This window comes from Moorena sp. SIO4A1, from assembly GCF_010672065.1.
GTDB lineage: Bacteria > Cyanobacteriota > Cyanobacteriia > Cyanobacteriales > Coleofasciculaceae > Moorena.
This window is the reverse complement of sequence record NZ_JAAHHX010000640.1, coordinates 1-1,547: the sequence shown is the minus strand read 5'-3', so window position 1 is coordinate 1,547 and position 1,547 is coordinate 1. Positions and strand designations below refer to the sequence as shown.

1 protein-coding gene is annotated in these 1,547 nt (G+C 36.1%); it reads right to left on the bottom strand.

What is annotated here, in order from left to right; all coding sequences use genetic code 11:
• Positions 1-204 precede the first annotated feature (204 nt).
• A complete protein-coding gene (locus F6K53_RS41460; RefSeq protein WP_293031337.1) occupies positions 205-1,347 on the bottom strand; it encodes an IS4 family transposase in 1,143 nt (380 codons plus the stop codon).
• Positions 1,348-1,547: the final 200 nt, after the last annotated feature.

Sequence of the window (1,547 nt, the reverse complement as noted above, 5' to 3'; positions counted from 1 at the left end):
GTGATTCTGGGTATGATTGTGCCCCCCTAGCCCCCCAATTTTGGGGGGAACAAAACTCTAAAAGTCCCCCAAAGTTGGGGGATTTAGGGGGCTTTACCAAAACCAAACGATCGCCCATTCATACTTCAATTCAGCAACGCCCAAAATAATAAGTGTTTGATGAAAGGATAGTGATGAATTACCCTGAGGGGGCGACGAAATAAGCTAAAATGCAGATTCTATAAGCAACCTAGCCCTTATACCTCGTTGATAATACTTTCGTTTATTAGGATTGAGTCTCATTAATTCGGTTACTAATTCTAGACAACAATCCTTAAACTTTACCCAGGTTTGACCATATAAACCAATGTAAAAACTGCTATGTCTCCGCTCCCTACGACCATTTTCTTTGACACGACCTACATAGTTTTGTATTCCTTGACGTTTAATCTGCTGACCTTGAATCGTTGAGGAAGTGTAAGCTATCGCAATTAATAAAACTAGAGAAATAAGCCGTTTACCCTCAACTTTAGTATCCTCTATATTATAACCTCCTGTCTTAAAATCTCTAAACATTTCCTCAATGTCAAATCTTTTTTTATAAGCTGAAATAGCTGACTCTAAACTTTCCAAATTTGTCAGAATAAACCATCCTTCTTTCGGCGCTACTCCCTTGACTTTACGTTGCCACTTACCAGCCACATTAAAACTTGTAAAACCACGGGTCTTTGTCACTTTAACTCCTTGGATAAAAAAAGATAATCCTGGTGTTAAGCCTAAATTATTTAATTGAATAAAAAGATCCTTTTTTACTTCGATAAATTCGTTCTTCTTAAGACGTAAGCAGAAATAGACACCCAAGGACTGGAGGTGCTGTGCCAGCTTGATCGAGCAAAATTCTCTATCCCCTAATAGACAAACTTTATAGTTTTTTAAAAGTGGCATCACTGAGGATAGGGCAGTTTTCTGTTCATGAATATTGCTAGAGCCTAATTTGGGAAGTAATTCAAAATATATAGGAAAAGCTCTTTTATCCCAAACTATACTGATCATGAGGAAATTTATCCGACTCCAATTTGTGCGGTCTATCGCTACATAAATTAATTGTTCATTTGTGAAGTATGTTGATAACCACGTTTTAACAATTGGGAACCAAATTTTTTCAATCGTCAGATTAGGCAATGATAAAAATCGTTGTATTCTTTTTCTCCGACTTTCAAATTTTATGGGAATTGATAGAGCATTTGCTAATTTTTCTAAATTTACTTCTTTAATTGTCTGTAGGAGACTAAGCAGAATTAGAATAAATAAGTATTCTGACTTACTAAGTTGACTTTTTAAGTGGTTTTGGTAGAATACAGGTAACATTGTCAATAGGTAGGTCTTGTTGAACAAAAGAGACCTATCTTTTTTTTAGCACAAAATGGTGAAAGCTTTACATTTAAAGCTTTTCAGGCTATTTCGTCACCCCTTCAGATGACTACCTTTGATGTTACCAATCCTAATGATCTGAGCATTGTTGATAGTAATAATAATGCCCAAATCTTCAGCGGCGGAGACCTCCTCGA

Excerpts from the sequence above, each read along its gene's own strand:
- F6K53_RS41460 (WP_293031337.1), bottom strand. The coding sequence starts at position 1,347 with ATGTTACCTGTATTCTACCAAAACCACTTAAAAAGTCAACTTAGTAAG.